At 55.0% G+C, this 19,743-nt stretch carries 16 protein-coding genes; 10 read left to right on the forward strand and 6 right to left on the reverse strand.

Annotated elements, in window-relative coordinates:
* Nucleotides 1-168: 168 nt before the first annotated feature.
* On the reverse strand, nucleotides 169-267 hold the full coding sequence (locus RZE77_RS33345) for a DUF3789 domain-containing protein (protein ID WP_405547346.1): 99 nt from the start codon (nucleotides 265-267) through the stop codon (nucleotides 169-171).
* A gap of 492 nt (nucleotides 268-759) precedes the next feature.
* Between RZE77_RS33345 and RZE77_RS10160 the strand changes: the two genes are divergently transcribed.
* The 9 genes from RZE77_RS10160 (at nucleotide 760) to RZE77_RS10200 (ending at nucleotide 11,216) form a co-directional block, all read left to right on the forward strand.
* Nucleotides 760-1,833 (forward strand): polysaccharide biosynthesis/export family protein, encoded by a 1,074-nt coding sequence (locus RZE77_RS10160; RefSeq protein WP_319441712.1) that lies wholly within the window; start codon nucleotides 760-762, stop codon nucleotides 1,831-1,833.
* 298 nt (nucleotides 1,834-2,131) lie between these two features.
* A complete protein-coding gene (locus tag RZE77_RS10165) occupies nucleotides 2,132-2,842 on the forward strand; it encodes a sugar transferase (RefSeq protein WP_319441713.1) in 711 nt (236 codons plus the stop codon).
* A 25-nt stretch (nucleotides 2,843-2,867) separates the two neighbouring features.
* Entirely contained in the window at nucleotides 2,868-3,788 is a 921-nt protein-coding gene (locus tag RZE77_RS10170; protein WP_319441714.1) for a glycosyltransferase, read from the forward strand.
* A gap of 77 nt (nucleotides 3,789-3,865) precedes the next feature.
* Nucleotides 3,866-5,209: a UDP-glucose dehydrogenase family protein gene (locus RZE77_RS10175; protein ID WP_319441715.1), complete on the forward strand. Its 1,344-nt coding sequence runs from the start codon at nucleotides 3,866-3,868 to the stop codon at nucleotides 5,207-5,209.
* On the forward strand, nucleotides 5,209-6,129 hold the full coding sequence (locus RZE77_RS10180) for a glycosyltransferase family protein (protein ID WP_319441716.1): 921 nt from the start codon (nucleotides 5,209-5,211) through the stop codon (nucleotides 6,127-6,129). The genes RZE77_RS10175 and RZE77_RS10180 overlap by 1 nt, the downstream gene beginning before the upstream one ends.
* Before the next feature lie 26 nt (nucleotides 6,130-6,155).
* A complete protein-coding gene (locus RZE77_RS10185) occupies nucleotides 6,156-7,055 on the forward strand; it encodes a glycosyltransferase family 2 protein (RefSeq protein WP_319441717.1) in 900 nt (299 codons plus the stop codon).
* Nucleotides 7,056-7,307: 252 nt separating this feature from the next.
* Nucleotides 7,308-8,618 carry a rhamnosyltransferase WsaF family glycosyltransferase gene (locus RZE77_RS10190; protein ID WP_319441718.1) on the forward strand — a complete coding sequence of 437 codons (1,311 nt, stop codon included), beginning with the start codon at nucleotides 7,308-7,310 and terminating at the stop codon, nucleotides 8,616-8,618.
* A gap of 11 nt (nucleotides 8,619-8,629) precedes the next feature.
* Nucleotides 8,630-9,835 (forward strand): polysaccharide biosynthesis protein, encoded by a 1,206-nt coding sequence (locus tag RZE77_RS10195; protein ID WP_319441719.1) that lies wholly within the window; start codon nucleotides 8,630-8,632, stop codon nucleotides 9,833-9,835.
* A gap of 136 nt (nucleotides 9,836-9,971) precedes the next feature.
* On the forward strand, nucleotides 9,972-11,216 hold the full coding sequence (locus RZE77_RS10200) for a hypothetical protein (RefSeq protein WP_319441720.1): 1,245 nt from the start codon (nucleotides 9,972-9,974) through the stop codon (nucleotides 11,214-11,216).
* A gap of 968 nt (nucleotides 11,217-12,184) precedes the next feature.
* Here the strand turns inward: RZE77_RS10200 and RZE77_RS10205 are convergent.
* The 5 genes from RZE77_RS10205 to RZE77_RS10225 form a co-directional block, all read right to left on the reverse strand.
* A complete protein-coding gene (locus RZE77_RS10205) occupies nucleotides 12,185-14,449 on the reverse strand; it encodes a polysaccharide biosynthesis tyrosine autokinase (RefSeq protein WP_319441721.1) in 2,265 nt (754 codons plus the stop codon).
* Entirely contained in the window at nucleotides 14,446-14,832 is a 387-nt protein-coding gene (locus RZE77_RS10210; protein WP_319441722.1) for a low molecular weight protein-tyrosine-phosphatase, read from the reverse strand. The genes RZE77_RS10205 and RZE77_RS10210 overlap by 4 nt, the downstream gene beginning before the upstream one ends.
* A gap of 79 nt (nucleotides 14,833-14,911) precedes the next feature.
* Nucleotides 14,912-17,887 carry a YjbH domain-containing protein gene (locus RZE77_RS10215; protein ID WP_319441723.1) on the reverse strand — a complete coding sequence of 992 codons (2,976 nt, stop codon included), beginning with the start codon at nucleotides 17,885-17,887 and terminating at the stop codon, nucleotides 14,912-14,914.
* The gene (locus tag RZE77_RS10220; protein ID WP_319441724.1) at nucleotides 17,884-18,522 is read right to left on the reverse strand and encodes a YjbF family lipoprotein; all 639 of its coding nucleotides are present in this window, start codon (nucleotides 18,520-18,522) and stop codon (nucleotides 17,884-17,886) included. Before RZE77_RS10220 ends, RZE77_RS10215 begins: the two co-directional genes overlap by 4 nt.
* Nucleotides 18,523-18,653: 131 nt before the next feature.
* The gene (locus tag RZE77_RS10225; RefSeq protein WP_319441725.1) at nucleotides 18,654-18,926 is read right to left on the reverse strand and encodes a hypothetical protein; all 273 of its coding nucleotides are present in this window, start codon (nucleotides 18,924-18,926) and stop codon (nucleotides 18,654-18,656) included.
* A 456-nt stretch (nucleotides 18,927-19,382) separates the two neighbouring features.
* On the opposite strand from RZE77_RS10225, the gene RZE77_RS10230 reads away from it, so the two are divergent.
* Nucleotides 19,383-19,625 (forward strand): flagellar biosynthetic protein FliQ, encoded by a 243-nt coding sequence (locus RZE77_RS10230; protein WP_319441726.1) that lies wholly within the window; start codon nucleotides 19,383-19,385, stop codon nucleotides 19,623-19,625.
* Nucleotides 19,626-19,743: the final 118 nt, after the last annotated feature.

Here is a 19,743-nt window from a genome sequence, read left to right on the forward strand (position 1 = left end):
TCACAGATGGCCGCTCACATTTTAAAAGCGCTTTTGCCAACTTCATCACAGATTTCCGTAGGGAAAAAGGCCTAACGGCGCCTGAGCAGGCTGTCACGAGGGGTGTCCCGTGGTGATGCGCGGCAACAACGGTTACATGCCCGGCTCGATGAAGCCGGGCCGGCGGCATCAGTCGTCGGACCTCGAAACGTGGAGCAGGCACATGAACAGGACGCCCAGGAAGGCGCCAGCTACGAAGATTCCGGTGTCAATTGCGATGGTGTACATGGGTATAAACAACAAATGCCCTCCCGAAAGGCTCTTTTTGGAGCATTGGACATGCCGCACCTGACCGCCCGCTGAGTGCCAGTGTCAATCCCTGGCGCGATACAAAAAAGCCGCCGGTCTACCCAATATGAGTGATGACAAGTAGCCGGTTTCTTCGCTCTACCGCGCGTAACTTCCTCTAAGTAACAATGTTGTCCGAGCAAGGGCATCCATCACATTTTTTGCATGAAATGGGTAGCAAAAGGTAAGAAGCGTGAGATATCTTCGAAAAAGTGATCCGCGTCACTTGTTGAATACAAACGTTTAGCAACAAAAGATAAAATATCGGTACGTGATGAGGTATTCAGCAACAAGCTGGACCTCGATGGGCCGGTCGGCCGAGCTGAAGCAACAACGAGGGGGTCGGTTTTGAGACGAGAAGTAAACGCGGCGGCATGGGCCGCCGCTGTAATGTTGGGTACCCTGCTTCAGGGGTGCGCCGTCGTGCCGGGCATGGGTACCGTGGAGCCGTACCAGGTCGCTGAAGACCTGCCGTCCAAGTTCCAGTACCTGCCAGACGCAGCGCCCGAGGACCGGATCACTCCCATCACGCCAGCCCTGGTGCGCACGCTGGCCAAGGCCGCGCCCAAGAACGTGCCGCCCGAAGTGCAGGCCCTTTTCGGCAAGCCGCAGCGCTACACCATCGGCCCTGGAGACGTGGTCGGCGTCATCGTGTATGACCACCCCGAGCTGCTGCCCAACGCCGGCGCGGTCATCTCGCAGCAGGCCGATCCCACCGGTGTGAGCGTGGCGCCAGGCTTCATCGTCGATTCGTCGGGCGAAATCGCCTTTCCGTACGTTGGCCGCGTCAGGGTGGCAGGGCTCACCGAGGCCGAGGCCGGCGACCTGATTTCCAAGCTCATCGTCACCCAGGTGCGCGAGCCTGAAGTGACCGTGCGCATCCAGTCCTTCCGCAGCCGTCGTGCCTATATTGAGGGCGAAGTGCGGGTACCTGGCTCGCAGATCTTCACAGACGTGCCCATGACTTTGAGCGAGGCGATCAACCGCGCTGGCGGCATCACCGCCAACGGCAACCGCTCGGCCGTCACTCTGGTGCGCGACGGCAAGTCCATCGACATCGACCTCACGCGCCTGCGCGAGGCCGGCCGCGACGGCAACGACATTCCCTTGAGGAACGGCGACACCATTCGCGTGGCCAACCGCGAAGACGCCAAGGTGTATGTGATGGGCGAAATCCTGCGCCCATCGGCACTCACGGTGCGCAGCAACGGCCGCCTCAACCTGAATGAGGCCCTCGGCGAAGCGGGCGGCCCGGTGCTCACCACCTCCAACCCCGGCCAGATCTACGTGATTCGCCAGGGTGCCACCGGTTTGCCTGCGATCTTCCACCTGGACGCCAAGAACCCAGCCGCCATGGTGCTGGCCAGGCAGTTCAGCCTGGAGGCGCAAGACGTGGTCTACATCGACCCGGTGCCGCTCGTGAAGTGGAACCGTGTGGTCAGCCTCATTCTGCCTTCGGCTCAGGTAGTGAACTTGGGCAGTGAAGTGGGAGTGCGATACCGATAGGTACCGATCTATAGCGTGGCCGGCCACGCTTCAAACCCACCCCGCAGCCGGCGCAATCTTTCTCGTCTCTCATGAAATTCGCAGAAATTGATGCGAGGAGGGAGATTTGCGCCGAAATTTACATAGAGCCGACAGCTTAGACACTTCTTCTTGAGTTCAAGCAATTAGCTCCAAGGGAGATCCAATGATTGCCGGCAAGACCCGCCAAACCGCGCTTCTTATATCTGGATTAAGCAGCCAATCGGACGCTAATAAGGCTGTGCCGCGTAGCTGCGGTTGAAACAAACGAGGCCAATGTATGGGTGAAAAAGAAGAAACTGTAGATGGGTTTGAAATTAATTTTTCCGACCCAGGTATCAGCCAGAATTCGAGACGAAGCTCGAGCCATTCTATTTGGGAGAAAAAAGCTAAGAGAGCAATCGACGTCGTAGTCGCGCTATTGTTCCTAGTCTCGCACGGGTTGATTTATTTGGGAGTCTGGTTGTGCGTGCGCTACACGACCGGAACCCCCGCAATTTATCGCCACCGTCGCGTGGGTCTTGAGGGGAAGGACTTCGATTGTCTCAAGTTCCGATCCATGGTGGTGAATTCTGCTGAGGTATTGCAGCATCACTTGGCGAAGAATCCAGAGCTTCAAATCGAATGGGAGCGCGATTTCAAGCTCCGTGACGACCCTCGTGTGACAAAGTTTGGCCGTTTCATCCGAAAAACCAGTTTGGACGAGTTGCCGCAGTTCTGGAACGTACTACGAGGTGAGATGAGTCTTGTTGGCCCGCGGCCTGTTGTGGATAGTGAGCTGAAACAGTTTTATGGCACCAAAGCCAAATACTATATGAGCGTCAAGCCCGGCATTACTGGGCCTTGGCAGGTAGGCGGCCGCAACGACCTGGGCTACGGTGAACGGGTGAAATTAGATGCCGACTACGCATTGAACTGGACGGTGTTTGGTGATCTTGTTATTTTGGCAAAAACCGCAATTGTTGTTTTGACTCGGCGCGGATCCTATTAAGTCAGTGGAAACGAAAGAGATGAAAATGACGCCACGCGTCTTGGTGCTGATGGCAACCTATAATGGCAGCCCTTGGCTCGAAGAGCAGCTTGAATCCGTATTAAATCAGCAGGGCGTCGATGTAACGCTCAATGTGCGGGATGATGGATCATCCGATTCGACCTTGGAGCTTTTGGAAAAGAAAGCAGAATCCGATGCTCGAATCCGCATTATTCACTCAGATTTTCCCACTGCATCGGCAGCTGGGAATTTTTACCAGCTAATCCTCTCGGCTGAGCTGGAGGACGTTAACTATGTAGCGTTCAGTGATCAGGATGATATCTGGCATAAAGATAAACTAAGCCAAGGAGTAGCTTGGCTGACCCAGGAAAAGGCCGATGGGTATTCCTGCGCAGTGAATGCTTTCTGGGCAGATGGAAGACAGAAGCTATTGACTCAGTCCCCGCAGACCAGGGCGATAGATTTTATTTTTGAAGGAGCAGGGCAAGGTTGTACTTTTGTTCTTCCGGGCGAAAATTTTCGGAATGTACAAAAGCAGCTGCGCGCCAACTTCGAGGTACTGAGTCAATTTCACTACCATGATTGGTTGACCTACCTTATCGTGCGATCTAGTGGGGGTAAATGGTTTTTTGATCAGACCCCTCACATGGAATATCGGCAGCACGGCGGCAATGAAATTGGCGCGAGAGGCCTGCAGGGGCTAAAAAAGAGAATGAAGCTCATCACTTCTGGGTGGTATACAAAGCAAATTCGACTTGCCCTCATTGCATGCGACTTGATGGCAAGACAGGACCATTCTCTTCGCTTGATGAGTAAACTTCTTGAAGAGAAAGATGGTTTTTGGCGAAGATTAAAGTTCTGCCTCTGCATGATGAAATACGGACGTCGAAGATTTACCGATAGGATTTTTCTCAGCAGTGTTGCGGCAATGGGTCTTCTTCGGTAATCGGATTCAAGGACTTGATCGGTAGGTGATCAAGTCTTTTTTGCATTTTTGGTTTGTTGTTTTACTTGGGGTTAGGCATGGATATTTGCGTTGTTGGCACGGGATACGTGGGGCTGGTCACCGGAGCATGTTTTGCCGAAATGGGCAATGCCGTCATTTGCGTAGATGTTGACCAAAAGAAGATCGACAACCTTAAGCAAGGCATCTTGCCAATCCACGAACCTGGTCTAGGCCAGATGGTCGAGGAAAACTACAAGGCCGGTAGGCTTCGATTTACCACGTCCTTGCCCGAAGCAATGAAGACATCCAATCTGTGCTTTATTGCCGTAGGTACGCCTCCGGCAGAAGATGGCTCAGCGGATCTTCAATACGTCTTGAACGTTGCTAAAGAGATCGGTCAACACCTAGAGCGTTATGCAGTGATAGTCGACAAGTCGACAGTCCCCGTGGGAACTGCCGACAAGGTCAGAGCAACTATCCAGGAAGAGTTATCTGCGAGAAACGTCCAAGTGGACTTCGACGTCGTCTCGAATCCGGAATTTCTCAAGGAGGGCGTAGCCGTCGATGATTTCATGAGTCCCGATCGAATAGTCATCGGAGCCGACAGCGAGCGAGGTAAGTCAGTCTTGGCGGAGCTCTATGCGCCTTTCGTCCGCAACCATCCGCGCATCGTATATATGGGTGTCCGCGATGCAGAACTGACCAAGTACGCGGCTAACGCCATGTTGGCGACGAAAATTTCATTCATGAATGAAGTAGCCAACTTAGCTGAACGTTTGGACGTAGATATTGAGAACGTACGGCTGGGAATTGGTAGTGACCACCGTATCGGATTTCACTTCATCTACCCTGGCGCAGGCTACGGTGGATCGTGCTTTCCTAAAGACGTCAAAGCACTCATCGGCATGGCAAATAAAGCTGGGTTCGATCCCAAATTGCTGCAGGCGGTAGACGATCGCAATAATGAACAGAAGCAAGTGCTTTTTCAAAAGATCCAGCATCATTTCGGAAGCTCTCTTGCGGGAAAGACGATTGCTGTTTGGGGGTTGGCATTCAAACCGGGAACCGATGATATGCGTGAGGCGCCCAGCAAGACCCTCATCAAAGCCCTTATCGCTGCGGGCGCAAAAGTCAAGGCCCATGACCCGGTTGCAATAGAAAATGCTCGTGGCGAATTTGATCCTCAGTATTTAGAAAATGGTGCCCTTGAGTTTGTGGAGGCCCAGTACGAAACTGCTATTGATGCCGACGGATTGGTGCTGGTCACCGAGTGGAAGCCGTTTCGCAGGCCAGACTTCAAGGTATTGGAAAGACTGATGAAGGAAAAAGTTGTCTTTGATGGGCGAAACCAATACGATCCAAATAAATTGACAGCTGCTGGCTGGACTTATTATGGGGTCGGACGGGCAGCAAAAGCCTGATGCAGGCTGTTTACTACGCACGGAAAATCTGCCAATCGCAGAGCACTATGCTTGCTGGTAACGCAACAATGTATGTCGGCAAGATCGGGATCTTAGTTCTTTTGTATGGCAAGCTTCCCAGCGAATCCAAGACCATATCAAGCTTGAATAGCGCGCTGAAAGCAAATTGCCGTAACATCGAGCTGGTTGTTTGGAATAATGGCCCTGAAAAGCTTGAAATTGAGTCCGGAAACCTGTTGCCCGATGCACAAGAAATTGCAATCAAGTTTTTTGAAACGGTGGAGAACAGGCCACTTAGCGACATATACAACGAGTTTCTGTCAATGAGCTACGACCGCTTTGTCATCTTCGATGACGATAGTGTGGTCGAACAAAGCTACGCAACGGCTATTCAAACTGAAGCGGGCTTCGATCTGTTGATTCCGCGTGCAATCTGCAACGGACGACAAGAAAGTCCTCGGATAGGATCACGGCCACTAGATGTCGACCGCTGCGAAGATAAGTCAGAAGACTCGAATGTGTTTGCGATCTCATCCGGCCTGTGCATTAGCGCCTCCTTGCGGGAAAAATTCCTGAAAATTTACGGTCAGGTGTTTGACGAAAATTTTGTGTTCTACGGAGTAGATGCCACGTTCTTCTATCGATTGAGAACAATTAGACGGCGGCAAGCAGTAAAAATTTCCTATGGTGGACAAATATTGCACTCCCTTTCCAGGCTGGATACCCTCGCGGGGGAGTCCTCCAAATTCAGACGGTTGGAGCGAAGTTGCGATATAGCGTTGCAACTCAGATATTACCCTTCTTTTTTCGTACTTAGGGTATTCGTAAAAAAAGTGATAGGGGGATTTTTCGGCGTAGCGAACTATGATTCGCTGCTGATGGTTAAGACGCTCATTTCAAGTCGTCACCCGAGAAGATAATTCCATACAAACTTTAAGTGATATTTATGAGTGCTGCTTTGATTAGCGTAATTATGCCGACATACAATCGAGCAGATTACTTGATGCCCGCAATAAAAAGTGTGCTGGAGCAAGACACGCCTTGCGGGTTAGAACTGATCATCGTTGATGATTGCTCCACGGATGCCACCGAGGATTCGATAAAAGGCATCGAAGATGCACGCGTTAAGTACTTGAAAAATCATAAAAATATCGGGGCCGCGGCGTCGAGAAATAGAGGCATTGAATTGGCTTCTGGACAATACATCGCATTTATCGACAGCGATACGTATTGGTATAAGAACAAGTTGTCGGAGCAGTTGGCGCTCATGGAGCAATCCCGCGGAAGTAATGTCGGGGTCATCTATTCGGGCTTCCGTAAGCAGCAGCGAAGTGGATGGAAGTCCGTACCTGCGGAATTCCATGATGGGAATCTATCCGACGTGCTGTTGAATGGGAATTTTATTGATACTCCCTCCGCCCTCGTTGATGCGAATATCTTGAGAAGAGTTGGATGTTTTGATGAAAAGCTGCCCAGATTTCAGGATTGGGATCTGTTTTTGCGAATTTCCGAGATCTCCGAGTTTCTCTCAGTGAAAGTGCCGCTTCTCGATTCGCTAACCCTCGCAGATGCCATTTCTGCGAACGACAAGGCTCGAAACATTGCATTGATTCGAATTTACGAAAAATACTCGGATCGATTTGCGTTGCACGAGAAATCTAATAGGCGGATGGTCGCAAAAATTGTCAATTCATACCTCTTGTTGGGCGACTCACCATCCGCCAGGGATTTTCTTTTGCCCAACATGCCGAAGCTCGGCGCAGTCCATGGTTTTTTGTGGAAGCTAATTTGTCGATTGCCTAAGGGTAGTGTGAAGCAACTGAATCAACTGAAGAAGCGACTTTAGGTAATTTATCTTGCGATAATGTCATTGCCCGATATGCGTTTTGACGTGAGGTCGGATTAGCTTGAAGTCCCTGTTTGGTAACGTTAATTTTTCTTTGAATCTATGGAGTCGATGTCCCGCATGGGCGACATCGTGCTGGCATCACCGCTAGCTCTTTGCACGAAGCTTCTAAGGGCGGTGTGATCACTTGAGAGTAATTGTGAATTAAAATCCGATGTGCTTCTTCATACATCGGAATATCGTTGTGCAAGCATGGAAGCTCAAAAACTAATACCACCACTCCTCGCTAGCGTACTAAAGAAAGTTTGGTACAGCATGGAGCGAAAGTCACTTCAGAAAAAATATGCGAAGACTGCTGCGCATATAAAAAATTCGAATGCGTATGCTCATCTGCATAGCGCGAGTCTTTCAGTTGCAGCAGTTTTGGTTGACGAAAACGAGGAGGCATATCTAAATGTAGTTCTGCCAGAACTGGACAAGAATAATATTTTTGCCGGCATAAAAACGGCAATAGAATTTTCGGTGAAGATTGGAAATGGTCTGAAAAGACCGTTGAGAATAATAACCCTCAAAAAGTCCAATTTTAGAGATAACGAAGAACTGATTCTTTATCTCGAAAAAGAGTTCGACCGAACGCGCGAGAAGCCCACCATATTGATTCACGCGTCAAAGCTTTCCTTAACGAAGGTGAGCAAAAATGACGAGTGGATAGCTACGCACTGGACGACAGCGCACGCAATTGATGTTGCTGTCCGCTTAGGGGTGCTAAGCTCAAACAGAGTTACGTATTTAATTCAAGATTACGAGCCCGGATTTCACCCGTGGTCGACCGATTTTGCGTTGGCCAGGTCGACGTACCATGCGAATTTCAGGCCTATTGTTAACTCATCACCCTTGCAGATATACCTAGAAAAAAATGAGGGGTTGATCGTTGATTCTCACCACGTGTTTGCCCCCAGCATAGATATGCTTCGGCTTAAAAAAGCCGCAGAGCAACGGGTGCGTTCCGACGATCCTGTTATTTTCTTTTACGCACGCCCCAGCAAACCTCGCAATCTTTACGCAATTGGTACTGCTGCCTTGCACCTCGTGGCTGCCGAGCTGGAGAAAAATGGCTTCAAGGCCCATTTCGTATCTGCGGGCGAGAAGCATCCGGACATTAAATTCTCATCCGAACACGTTCTCGTTTCAAAAGGAAAGCTGTCTTGGGATGCCTACTTTGAGATTCTCGGTAAATCAGATGTAGTGTTTTCGCTGCAGCACAGTCCTCATCCTTCACATCCCCCGCTGGATGCGGTTACCTGCGGATGTTATGCCGTAGTGAACGAGCTTGGCGATACGCGTGGGGGTCTTCATCCTTGTTTGCTCGTCGCTGAGCCAAACGCGGAAGCCTTGGCGTCGCAAATATTGAAAGCCATTTTGCTTAGTCGAAATAGCAAGACTCGGGGCTTCGATCCCAATTTTCACTTGAAATTTGGAAAATCTATCTCTGAAGTTGCAAACACCCTAACGACGGAAATTTTGGAAATTTCATCCAAGGGCTGTGACAGGCGCAGTAGTTAGTGAAATTTCGAATGAAAAAACTACAGAGACTATTTTCGCTTGGCCCTTTTTTCTTGATTCCAGCGCTAAATGCCATCAGCCCATTAATCGTTATCCCCGCGCTAACATTCACCTACGGTGCCGGCGGCTGGGCCGCAGTTGCTATTGCGCAATCAGTTGGTATGGCCGCCGCTTCGATGGCGGAATTAGGGTGGAGCGTATTGGGGCCACAGCGCGTGGCGCGCTTAGATATTTCTTCGCGAGGAGAGGTCTATATGGCGGCTCTCGCTTCCAAGATGTCTGCTGTGGCAATATTCTCGCCGTTATCGGCGGTAATTTCATTTAATTTGGTGACGGAGCACAGGGCCGCAGCCGCTTTGCTTGCGGCGGCCATCAGTGCGGGAGCTCTTAGTTCTTCATGGTATTTTGTTGGGTGTAATAGGCCATTTTCAATCATTTGGGCTGAAGGTGTACCGCGACTGGCTCTTCTTTCGATAGCTGGGGTGGCGATCTATCTTGGCGCACCGCTGGAGATTTACGGCGGCGCTTTATTTGTGGCGATTATTTTCACCTTGGTGGCATCATCTAGATTTGCGATGCAACCACTCTGGCCTCGGCTTTCTGATTTTAGAGGCGGCTTTGTCGAGATTAAAGCGCAATTGCCCATAACCTTGGGGCGATCCATTAGTGTTGTTTATACCTCCCTGCCAATTACGCTCGTCTCTCTCACAAGTCCTCAATCCGTCGCATCGTTTGCGGCGGTTGAAAGGTTGATGCGCATGGCATTAAGCATTTTGGGGGGCGTGCCAAGCCGATTGCAGAGTTGGATAGGGTCAGCTGATTCGAGTGAAATCGTGCTTAGAAGCCGGAAATCCTTAGGTTACAATTTCTCGTTGGGGATGGTTGCGGCGATTTGTTTTTTTCTCTTGGCGTCTGTATTCGGAGGGTATGTCTTCTCCCACACAGTTGAGATTCCTCGATTAAATGCTTTTTTCTCCAGCTTTTTGTTATTCTTGATCTGCATATCTCGTGGATATGGACTTTCTCTTGTGGCTGAAAATAAGGGGACATGGATAGCCGCAGCGAACATATTGGCAGCCGTGGTGGGGATTTTTTCTATATTGTCTTTCTCCAGATTTTTGGGGGCGCCCGGGGCAATTGCTGGGGAGATTTTGGCTGAACTCGCGGGCCTCTTTTTGCAAGCTTTTATCTTGCACTATTATCGCGCCCGAGTCTGAAGTTTAGAGATCACAACTTATTGCGGTGACGTTCAAACGCATATCCCGTTCCGGCGCGTACGCTTGTGTGAGAAAATGAATCACCTTTTTGTGAGTTAATTGAGCGTCATGAAACATAAACTTCATTGCTTTTCCAATGATTAATATTTGGCGAGTGTTGTTGATCGGTATTTTTTGCCTGCCAAAAATTAATTTGGTGGAAGTGGATAATTTCAATGCGGGCATCCGCATAGACGATATTTTTATAGCGGCCTTTGCGATGATTTACGCTGCTCACGTCGTTTTGGCAAAAAAACTTAGCATCACTCCTGCAGAGAGAGCTTTTTTCATTTTTTTGGCGATTATCACGATTGGCACCGGATTTAACGCCTTGTTTTTTGATCGAGGATCTGTGCTTTTCCCACTCCGGATGATGGAGTATTTTTTGTTTTTCTACATGGGGTGGATGTATTTTTCTGGGAGGAATGAACTAAAGACGCTCGTAAAGTTTCTGTTTTGGGGGAACGTTGTCGTCGCATTTTTACAGTTGATCGGGTTGCTAGGTGGGTTTACCGTGTATGGGTATAGGTCTGATGTTTCGGAGCGAGTAATCGGCTTAACGGGAGGGCCTTGGGAGCTTGGAATGGTTCTTAATCTTGCAAGTAGCTACTACCTGATTAAGGCTAAGAATAATAAAATTAGATACTTGACCTTTGGTATTTCGACATTTCTTATTCTGGCAAACGGCTCGCGGATGTCCTTAATGGCTCAGTTTGCGATTTTGCTCTATTATTTTTTCATGTCTGGCGATGTGATAAAGGCCGGAAAGCGAATGATTGCCTTTGTCCCCGCTTTGCTTCTTGTTTTTCTATTTATTCAAGATAGTGGTGTGGCTACGCGCTCGGAGAATCTTGCAAATGATCAGAATATCGAGATATTCACGGAGTCGTTTTCGAATCTCCAAGTATCCGAGGTGCCTCCGCAATGGTCAACACTGGGTCAGCTTTCTCATGGGGATGAAATTGATGCGAGCTGGAGCATGCGAGGTCTTAAATGGATATACGCATTCAAGATGTGGCTGTTGAATCCGGCTAACATGCTATGGGGTGTTGGCATGGGGGTTTTTGGAAACGCTTTAGATGGCGGCTGGCTGCGCTTGTTGTCGGAAACGGGTATTTTGGGATTTGCGATTTTTGCATTGTTCTTGATCAGATCGGCAAAGGCGGACAATGTCTGCAAGTTAGTGGCTGCAGCGCTTGCGGTCAATATGTTGTTTATCGACATGCACATGGCGTACAAAGCTATGTCGATATCGATTTTCTTCTTTGGTTACTACAGCAAAAAGAAGCGCGTCGAATTGAGAGAAAGCATTAACGCTCTGCCTTCGGCTGGCATTCGATAGGTGGTGGGAGTTCTCGGTGCCCACGCCACTCTGGCGGGACATTGAGGTCAGTTCATGGGTCTGGTGGACACCATGCAGGCTCAGCCGTATAGCGGATTCAATATGTGTTGGGCGGACGCATACCGTTTTTCAACGCTCAGAGCGCAATGGCGAAAGGCCGATGGGGAAACTGCTGCCCCGCGGCACTATGCTTGCGCTCTCTCTATCGCAGCAAGCATGGCAACTCAAAAAGTAAATCCCCTCGTCGGGGCGGGCACCTAGATCTTCGGCAAGCTGGCAGAAAGGGTCATCGACCACTGGCCCCAGGTTCTGGCCGCCGTTTCCGGCGGCGGCCTCATGACCTACTTGGCCGCCGTCTCCGCTTGGCTTGAGCCCTACGGGCCCGTGGCACTGGGCGCAGTTGGGCTCCTTACTGTGTTGCTTTTGACGTTGTCCTACTTGGCCTACGCAATGGCGCGGGGCCAACTCACGAGGGCCAACCTGATGGCGCTTAAAGCGAGCACCTCTAAGGGCAACATTCTCGCTCCGCAACACGAGTATGAGCGGCTCGACTTAGGCGACTTCTTTCTCCCTGGGATGATGAAGGTCAAGGACAAACAGTTTCGAAACTGCCATCTTCACGGACCTCTGTCGATTGTTATGCAGGGGGTGCACACTGGATCGCGGGACCTTTGTCGCGTGCGATGTCGTAGTGGTTGAAGGTGGGGTGTATCTCCAGAACGTGCTCGTTCTGGAAGACTGCAGGCAATCCTCGATTGCAGACTGCAGAACATCACCTTCTTGATTTCCGCAGACGTCTGGCGAGCGACGCCCGAAATGCAGCCGCTCCCCGTAATTGCCGGTAGACAACTGGTGGGACTACCGCCTCGCATGAGATGAAGCCGTAACCGCTAATAGCGTGTACATCGACGAACCGGACAAGGGGACGGCTTTAAGATCCTAGTTATTCGAGGCGACTCGGGGACAGATTAGGCCTCGTATTTATATTCCGTGTAGCGATAGCCTCCATATCGATAGCCATGGCTTCCGTAGTGGCGGCGAGTTAGATCGATGCCATTGAAGATGACGCCACTGACTGTTTTGCCTGCCCGTGCCAAGCGCTTAGCGCTTTCATTCAGTTCACCGAGCTGGGTTTGGTCTGCGCGGGCCACCAACAACACAGCACCCATGTAAGGCGCAACTGCAGCTGTATCGGCGGCCACTAGCACCGGTGGCGTGTCGATGACGACCAGTTCGTACTGCACAGAAACCATGTCGAGCATTCGCACGAAGCTCTCTGACATCAGCATGTCAGCGGGATTGGTCGGCAGCTTTCCGGTGGTTAGCACGTCGAGATTGGGCAGCACATGGGCGCGAATGGCCTGTTCTGCCGAAAGCTCGCCGGCAAGCAACTCCGACAGGCCACCGTCGCGCGGTAGGCCGAATTGCTTGTTCAGGTGCCCCTTGCGCATGTCGGCATCGATCAGCAGCACCCGCTTCCCGGCTTGAGCCATGATGGCCGCAAAGTTGCCCGAAACAAAACTCTTACCGATGCCCGGCGTTGCCCCGGTAATGAGTACGCGGTTATTGCCTGCCTCCAGAGTGGCGAATTGCAGCGCGATCCGTAGACTGCGCAACGCCTCAATAGGGGGACTCTCAGGATGAGTCACCGCCAGCAGTTGGATGCCCTTGGCTCCGGCGGCAACACTCTGGTCGAGCACTGTTTGTTCGTCCGTGAAAGGCACGACTGAATAGACTGACAGGCCGGTATGGGCTTCGATTTCCTGCGGATCCTGAACACCGGTAAAGAAGCGGCTACGCACGAAGGCCAGCACCACCCCGGCGAGCAAGCCTAGAGCCAGCGTCAGTGCAAGGATCAGCGGCTTTTGTGGCTTGACTGGTTGCTTGGGCTTGACTGCTTTGTCGAGCAGGCGCACGTTGCCGGTCTTGCCTTCCTTTACTAGGCGTAGTTGCAGCGCGTTATTCTGCAGCGACTGGTAAAGACCACTGTTCACGCGCACGTCACGTTCGAGGCGTAGCGCATCTTGCTGCATTGTGGGCATGCGGCTCACGCGCATATTGAGACCGCCGAGTTCTTTCTCGATAGCGGCAATCTGACCATCGATGGTCTTGACACGTGAATTAGCGTCCGTAAAGCGTGCAGCCAGCTCCCGGCGCTTCTGCTGAGATTCGAGGAGCTTGGTCTGAAGCTCGATGGTTTGGGCCAGTACGCCCTTGGCTTCTTCGTCGAAAGCCACAGTGCCATTCTTGTTGCGAAAACGCGTATATGCGTCTTCGGAAGCTTCGAGCTGGCGCTTGAATTCAGGCAACTGCTCGTCCAAGAAGAGCAGCGTCTTTTGAGCCTCGGCCGCCTTGCGCTCCACGTTCTGCTGCACATATTGATCGCCAATGGCATTGAGGATGCCGGAGAGCCGGTCACGGTCGCTATCTTCCAGCGCAACGCTGATTACGTTCGATTGCTTGCCCTGTTCGGCGAGCAGCATGCGCTTTTGTAGATCCTCGATGGTGCGTAGCTGCGAAGAGCGCGAGACAACGAATTCGGCGCCCGGCTTTCCTTCGAGTTTGTCGATGAGCAGGTCGATAGTGCTATCCTCAAGCGCGCGGTGCAGTGGCTGGCCTACGACGCCGGTCAAGGGCTGATCCAACATCGGGTGACTAAGCGTATAGGCCCCGTTGCCTTGGGCCTTGACCAGGAAGGGCTCTTCGTCTTCAAGATCCACCGGTACGTCGAAGCGGGTGATGCCTATGCGTTCCTTGCCGTTGACGTAACCTCCGATGCCGAAGAGGCCTGGCTCTGAAAGGCCATCAGCCCGACGTGCCAGCCAAGTGCCGAATACCGGCAGGTAGCGAGGCTTGGCGTCGATGTAGAAGCGCGTCTGGTCGACAGCAGCACCGAGCACCATGCGCGAGCGGATGACCTGGATCTCGCCGGTGGCGGGCGTCTTCACGTCGAAGAGGTTGGAGGCCTCGCCCAGGAAACCTTTGGCATCCGTGGCTGAATCCTCGACCTGGATCAGTAGGTTCGACTGATAGATCGGAGTCGACAGCAGTACATATGCCACGCCAATTGCCAGCGTCAGCGCGGTGACTGTCGCGACGAGCCACTTGTTGTCGAGCAGGATGTCGATGTATTCCGACAGGTGGATCTCATCATCGTCTGTATTTGCGGTCACGGACGCAGCAGGCTGACCGGCGCGCGCAGCATTGGAAGTGTTCACAGCAGGAGTGTTCATTTGAATTGCCGAATCCGTTCGGCCCATGTCTTGACGCCGGCGTCGATGAGTTGAAGTGCGTGCTCGAAGGCTTCCTGGCCCATGCGGTAGGGGTCAGGGATATTCAGCTTGGCGGTTTCGGCAAGGCGAAAGACCCTGCCGCGTGCCAGTGGGTAGTTGTTTTCGATGTGGCGGCGCTGCCCGTCGTCCATGGTGAGGATCAGGTCGGCCTGAACGCACATCTGCTGGGTGATCTGGCGCGCGCGGTGGGCGCTCAGGTCAAGCCCGCGCGCGGCCATCAACTCTTGCGCGATGGGGTCCGCGGGGTGGCCTATCAACGCACCCGTGCCGGCTGACGACACGGTGATCTCCGGCAGCGCATCGGCCAGCAGGATGTGCGCCATCGGGCTTCGGCAGATGTTGCCGATGCAAACGACAAGAACGGATTTCAATGTGTCCGCCTTTCATTGAAGGAAAAAACGCTCATGGGCTGCGATCGAAATTCAAGATGTTGTCTCCGGCGCGCGGCTTGTTGTCTGGCGGGGCTGCAAAGTTGAATGCGCCCCGGTCGCGCACGGAGGTCAGTTCATAAAGGGTGTTGCTGCGGCCCAGGCGCGCGCCGCCGTCGCGCGTGAGCGGCGCCCACGCAAAGCCCAGCGCAAACTTGCTCGACCGCGGCAGCAGGGCGTCGAGCGGAATCGAAAGGTAGATGCCCTTGTCGAAACTGCCTTCGCCGAACCGCGCTGAAGAAACGTTGGTCTTGGTGGCGTAGGCGCCCAGCACAAAGCCGTTGTCGAAGCGGCGGATGACTTCGAGCGTCACGCCGCGGTCGCCCGCAAGGTACTGGCCCGCGCTGATCTTGGCCATGACGCCGTTCCAGCCGGTGTCCCAGTAAAGGGTGGCGTGGCCGGTGGTCACCTTGTAGTCGCGCAGGCCAAAGTCCTGGTTGAAGTCGCGCTGGCGCACGCGGTTGATGTCCACGCCAAAGGCCACCGGTGAGCGCGCGGGCCGGTACAGCCATTCGGCGCCCACGCCTGCAAACATGGTTTCGAGCAGGCCGCCATACATGCTGTAGTAGTGGTTGCTCGACAGCTGCCCCACGTGCGTGAGCTGCAGCGACGGAATGGTGAAGCGCCGCGACGTGACGTACTCGCGCTGGTAGGTGCGCACGCGCGGCAGGTCGCTGGGCGCGGTGTAGGTGAACTTGTCGTAGTTGTCGGCCAGCCGCAGGTTGACCGCGCCGCTGAGCCAGGTGCGCTGGGTAAAGCGGTATTCGGCCGTGGCCTGGATGCCGATCTGGTAGAGCAGGAAGGCGTCGGGCCCGCCAACGATCTGGCCGTAGCTCGGCGCCATGCCAAAGGTGAACTTGTCGCGCGGGCGCACCCAGGGGGCGTTCGTTTCAGGGGCGGCGGCCTCGGCGGCGGTGGTGTTCTGCGCGGGACTGCTGCGCGTGTCGTCGGGGCGGGCCAACTCGGGTTCGTAGTCGCGCTTGGACACGGCCCGCGCGGCATGCGGCGGCAAGGCCTGGATGCGCGCGGCCACCCATTCGGCGCGGTCGATGGCCTGCGCATGCACCGCAAGGCCGCGCTCGGCGTAGTGAAAGACAAAGCTCTTGATCGCGTCGGGCGCGTCGTGGTGGAGCACCGCAATGGCTTTTTCGACGCGCGCGGTGCGGTAGACGGTGTTGCTGTCGCTCACCCACACATGCAGCACGTCGTCCTTGGGCGCAATACGCTCGACGATCCATTCGGTCTGCGCCTCGATCTCTGTCGCGGTGGTTGCCCAGCCGGGGGAGCGGGGGGCCGCCTCTGGCCTGAATTCCGGCAGCGGCCGGTCAGCCGGCTTGGGCGACTGCGATGCGGCCAGGTTGCTCGACAACGTGAGGCCAATCATGAACTTGTCGCCGCGCTCGAAGCCGGCAGACAACGTGACCTTGGGCGACACGCGGTAGGCCAGGCCCACGTTGATGGGCGAGCGCCGCCGCAGCTTGCTGCTGAGCGGTTCGTTCTGGTAGTCGTTGCCGTCGTATTCGAGCTTGAGCGTGAGCGGGTCCCACGGTGTGCGCCATTGCACACCGCCAAAGAGGGCGGCCGGGCCACGAAAGAAGCTGCTGATGTTGGCGTTGCCGGTGGTGTTTGCGCGCGGGCGGGTGTCGAAGCGGCTGCCCAGCAGCTTGAAAGGGTTGCCGATGTTGCCGCTGGAGCCCAGGTAGCCCCAGCCGATGCCCAGGCTGAAGTCGAAGTCGTGCACGCGCTTGCCGGCCACCAGGTATTCGCTCGAGAACAGGCCGGTGCCGCCGATGTCGCGAAAGCCCAGCGCCAGTTGGGGCAGGTAGGTGGATTCTTCGAGCAGCCGGACCTTCAGGTCGATGCTCTTGTCCTTGAAAGACTGGTCGAGGAAAGTTGGCCCGTAGACACGGTTGGAGATGGAGGTGTAGCGAAACCCCGCTTCCATCCAGTCGAAGGGCTGGAACATGACGTTCAGCCGCGTGTAGGGCCAGATCGACGTGAGCGAGGCCCGGGTGTCGCCGGCCACGCCCATTCGGGCCGATGGCGTTTGCAGCAGGCCGGTTTCGCCCCAGTCGTTGCCGCTGATGTCGAGCGGGCGCGGCTGCGAGGCCACGGCCTCGGGCAGCGTGGCGGCGACGGTGGGCGCGGCGAACACGGTCGCGTTGGCGGCCGGAGGAGCGGTGGTGTTGGGTTCCTGCGGCGAGGGGCCTTGCACGGCAAGGAACTTGATGAGGCCTTCCGACAGGTCCGCCAGGGCGCTCATGCGGCGCGGCGGGGCCCAGATCCAGGCGCCGGGCGAGGGTTCGTCGGCGGGCTCGGCATTCCAGGCGCCGATGCCTGCGCGCGTGGTGCGGCCGTCAGGCTGCGCAATCCAGGCCCAGTCGGCACCGCTGCCAAGGCCGCAGGCGCCCAGGTAGTCGAGCACCGAGCGGCCGCCTTCGTGTGCCACCTGGCAAAAGCTGCCGTCAGGCTGCACCACGGTAACCGAGCGCAGCGGGGCGGGCGGCACTGCGAGCCGCTGGCCTTCGCGGAGCACCGGGTCTTGCCCGGGGTTCGCCTGCAGCCAGCGCGGATCGACAATGCCCAGCGCCACGCGGCCGGTCGCCGGAAGGCTCTGCAGCACGGACAAGAGCTGCTCGCGCGAAGCCCGCTCTTCGGGCGAGGCCGATCGAACGGCCGCTTCCACCCGCACCAGCAGAGACTCTTTCAGGTACTGCTGTGCGAGCAGCTCTTGTGGCACCTGCCATGCGAGGCCGGGGTTGGCCGCATCTTCGGGTTGGCGCAAGAGCCAATCACTGAGCCGCTCGCCCGGCCGCACCTGCGCGGCGCCGCCAACACTGCGGTCGGTGGCTGCGGCATGGGCGGAGGGATTCATCAACACGATCGCTGCGGCCAACAGGCTGAGGCGGAAGGGGTTGGTGATGGAGCCGGGCGGGGGCGGGGGTCTCATGAACCAGCTGCGCTTGTCGAGGCAACGTTGGCTGGCACAGAGGGATTCCACCGCTCGAAGCTCAAGCACAGATCACGGGAAAGGCACTGCTCGGAATAAACCGCCTCGAGCTTGTCCCCAACCTGGGCAAGGCCAAAGCGTGCCGGCGGCAGCGATGCCGAAGCCGGGCGCGTGCTGCTGCGCTCCTCGAACCAGCGCAGCGAACTCGCGGGCCGGCCGGCGAGCATGGTGTCGGTAGGCGGGGCGATTTGCCGCTGCTCGATCTCGTCGCGTATGCCCGAGCGGTAGCCCGGCATCAGGTCGCGCTCGCGTTGGAAGCGTGTTGTTGCTGTCGTCGTGCTCTCGGCGGCCGTGGCGGAGGGCCAGGCAGGCGTGTTGACAAGGCGCACGGCGCGCCAGTCGGTCGTGAGGCCGGCCGTGGCCACCAGGCGCCCGTTGCGCAGGCGCACCGTTTCACCCGAGGCGCTGTACCAGACCTCTGTAGGACCTTCGGGATGGGGGTCGACGTATCCGAGCACGAGAAAGACGGTGCGGCCTTCGAAGGTGGCACGCAAATAGCTGAATTCCGGACGGAATGTGTGGGAGTCCGACGGCGAGGCGTTGTTGTTGTAGAGGTGCCGGGCCGTGGCAAGCATTGCCGAGGAGCCCGAGGAGCATCCGCCCAAAAAAAAGGATGATGCGAGTACGCAACATCCTATTTTTCGCACCGCGCTGGCGGTGCTTTGGAATCTCGCTGGGAACCCCCCCTTGCGGAGGGCTCCGACCATTACCTGGTGCCGGTGGTACCAGTGGTGCCGCCAGGGCCGCCGGGGATGATGAAACCGCCACCACCGCCGCCGCCGCCGCCACCAAGGGTTGCTGCCAGCAGCACGCCGCCGCCAACTGCTGCGCCGATTTGCGGGGTCGTCAGGCCGCCACCGCCGGCTGCGCGCACGGCATCAGCAGCGCTGGTAGGAGCCGTGGGCAATGTTTGTGCGAGGGCAGGCGCGGAGGCCAGGGCTGCGAGAGCCATGGCTGCGATCAGGTGACTATGTTTCATGAATTTTTTCCCCGTTCAGTTGAAGCTTGGAAGTGAGCGACAGCGTCGACAACCGATAGTAACCGGCGATTGCGCATTGTTACTCTAGTCAACGGCCCGATGGTACCACTTTGGGGAGGGGCACGCGATAGATGAAAGCTGAACTAGTGCCAATAAGTCACACCTGATGACCCGCTGTACTTGAAAGAACTCAACCCGCTCGGTGGACCGCAGGCAATAGCCGAGTTGCGCCGTTACAACCAAGATCCTACCAATCTCCTTAGGTGTTGGCTTTGAAACTAATACCAATGAATTAATTCAGGTGGACTGCCAACTGAATTTAATATTTGGCTAAAACTAAATCGTAAGGCTACGTTAGACTTGCTTCAAAGAGTCGTCAAATAAAAAGGCCGTCCACAAGACGGCACAGAGTTATCCGGTTGCGGGGAGAGCATGCACGCTGATTTGGCCTTGAAGATGATGTCCGATCTGTTCTGGACAGGGCTTCTGCTATGCCTTCCCGTGCTCGGATTGACGATGCTGGTGGGGGTGGCAGTCAGCGTGCTGCAGGTGGTGACCCAGATCCAGGAAATGTCATTGACATTCGTTCCCAAGCTCTTTACCGCCGGGGCGGTAATGATTCTTGCCGGCCCCTGGATGCTCCGTAAGCTGACTCAATTCACCGTGCAGCTCTGGAGCGGCATTCCTTCGATGTTCTGATTTGCGAACTCGTTGTGAACCCCCTGCAATTGCAATCTGCGGCCGCAGTCCTTGCGCCCGAGATCGGCGGCACTTGGCTGGCCTTTGTCGGGCTTTTGGCCTTGCGCGTGGCCGCAAC

The organism is Variovorax sp. SPNA7 (assembly GCF_033807855.1).
GTDB classification, from domain to species: domain Bacteria; phylum Pseudomonadota; class Gammaproteobacteria; order Burkholderiales; family Burkholderiaceae_C; genus Variovorax; species Variovorax beijingensis.